The organism is Mycobacterium sp. NPDC003449, assembly GCF_053588415.1.
On the sequence record NZ_JBSFPX010000352.1, the window covers coordinates 1 to 2,462 of the forward strand.

Consider the following 2,462-nt stretch of genomic DNA (forward strand, 5'->3'; position numbering starts at 1 on the left):
GCATCGGAACCAGCCCTGCCCTGATCATCATTCGGCGACCGCGGCGTCCTGGAACGTCGCGGTGTACAGGTACAGCGCGCGCATCCCCTCGGCATAGGCCTTCTGGGTGATCAGGCTGCGCCGCACATCCGGATGGTGCGTGATCGACACCCGCGGGGCGGTCTTGTCGGTCATCTGGGTCAGGTCGGCGCCCTGCACGCGCTCCTTGGCGTACTCCAGCGCGTTGAGGTAGCCGGTCGACAGGGTGGCAATGGCCTTGGTGCCCACCAGCATTCGAGCCTGCTCGATCACATCGAACATCTGCGCGATACCATCGTGCACCTCGCCGACCAGCCAGCCCACCGCGGGTAGACCGTGCTGACCGAAGGTCAGCTCACACGTGGTCGAGACCTTCAAACCCATCTTGTGCTCGACGTTGGTGACGAAGGCGCCGTTGCGCTCGCCGGGCTCGCCGGTCTCGGGATCGAAGTGGAACTTGGGCACGAAGAACAACGACAGCCCCTTGGTGCCAGGACCCGCACCCTCGGGGCGGGCCAGCACCAGGTGGAAGATGTTTTCGAACAGGTCATCGGAATCTGCGGAGGTGATGAACCGCTTCACGCCGTCGATGTGCCAGGAGCCGTCGTCCTGTCGGACCGCCTTGGTGCGGCCCGCGCCGACATCCGAACCGGCATCGGGTTCGGTGAGCACCATGGTTGCACCCCAGCCGCGCTCGGCGGCCAGCATCGCCCACGTCTTCTGCGCCTCAGTACCCAGACGGTAGAGAATGTTGGCGAATCCGGCTCCGTCTGCGTACATCCAGACGGCCGGGTTGGCGCCCAGCAGATGCTCATGCAACGCCCACATCACCGCCTTGGGCATCGGAGTCCCGCCGAGTTCCTCTTCGATGCCGACCCTGTCCCATCCCGCCTCCAGCACGGCACGCACCGACTTCTTGAACGCCTCCGGAAGCTTCACCGAGTGGGTCTCGGGATCGAACACCGGCGGATTGCGGTCACCTTCGGTGAACGAATCGGCGATCGGCCCCTCGGCCAGCCGGGCCATCTCGCCGAGCATCTCGCGAACCGTATCGGCGTCCAGGTCGCTGTAGGAGCCTGCACCAAGTGCCTTGTCCACGCCGAACACGTCGAACAGGTTGAACACCTGGTCACGGACATTGCTCCTGTAGTGGCCCACGAGACTCTCCTTTTCACCAGCTTCACATTCGAACCCACGGCGTACACGCTTGCGCAACTTGCGAATTCGCTGGGTTCATCGTCACGCCGGTGGGCCTTGTCGTAGCTCCCCCGGCCAACCCGGGGCAGGTCGTAGCCGGTCGCGAGCCGTCAAGACCCGCGCGTATCGGCGAGATGGTCTCGAAGTATCGGCCCGATAACCGCGAGATTCTCGGGGTGCGTCATGGTCAGGTGATACGCATCGACGGCGACGTTATTCACCGCACCGAACACATAGGGCTTCCACCAGGATGCCTGCCCCCTGTCCTCTGCGCCGGCCGTAAAGAATAGAACGTCTCCTTCGAATTCACCCGGCTCGTAATCGCGCATGATCTCCGCGGAGTGCTTGAAGCTGTCGAGCATCGCGTCGAATTGCCGCCGAGTAGAAACGGTCGTGCTGATGACCGCGTTCCACATCAATTCGAGGAGTTCGTCGAAGGACTTGACGCGGGTGGCGTCGGTGCCGAGCCATTCACCCCAGCGGGCGGCGACGTCAGCGATAAGCTCCTGCCCCGGGTCATCGTCGACCATGTCGTCGTCGACGTACGGGAAGCTGTCGAGCAGCGCCAGGCTGCTTACCTCCTCACCGCTTTGCTGCAGCGTCACCGCCATTGCGTGCGCGATGTTTCCACCTATCGACCACCCGAGCAGGTTGTAGGGGCCGCTGGGTTGGATTTCGCGTATCGTCGCGATGTATTGATCGGCGTATTCCTGCACGGATTCCGCTTTATGTTCGCCCTTCACGACGTGCGGATCCTGAAGTGCGTAGAGTGGCCGGCCGTCGTCTAGGTAGCGGACGAGACCACGGTAGTACCACCCCAGCCCTCCGCCTGGATGGATCGCGAACACCGGTGGTTTGGTGCCCTCCGCACGTAGCGCGACAACGGTTTCCATCGCAGCGCCTTCATCATCATCGGTCCCGGTGTCCACGCGCTGTGCCAGTGCCCGAACGCAAGGGTCTGCGATAAGCCAGTGCACGGGGACCGGCTTACCGGTCAATGTCTTGATTTTTGCGGTGGCACGCATGGCGCGGAGCGAGTCTCCGCCGAGATCGAAGAAATCCTCAGTGACCCCGACCCGATCATGACCAAGAACCTCGGCGAACACCCCGGCAATCACCGCCTCGGTGTCATTACCCGGCGCCACATACTCACCAGCCACAAACTCAGGCTCAGGCAACCGACCCCGATCAACCTTGCCACTACCAGCAGCCAACGGCATCCGCTCCAACACCATCACCACCGACGG

Annotated in this window: 1 protein-coding gene and 1 pseudogene; both read right to left on the reverse strand. The window is 63.2% G+C overall.

The window, feature by feature from the left end; translation table 11 throughout:
• Window positions 1-30: 30 nt before the first annotated feature.
• Window positions 31-1,176: pseudogene (locus tag ACWDTP_RS38175) on the reverse strand (acyl-CoA dehydrogenase family protein); the annotation flags it as partial.
• Window positions 1,177-1,325: 149 nt separating this feature from the next.
• A partial coding sequence (locus ACWDTP_RS38180; protein WP_450028401.1) for an alpha/beta fold hydrolase occupies window positions 1,326-2,462 on the reverse strand: 1,137 nt, incomplete at its 5' end.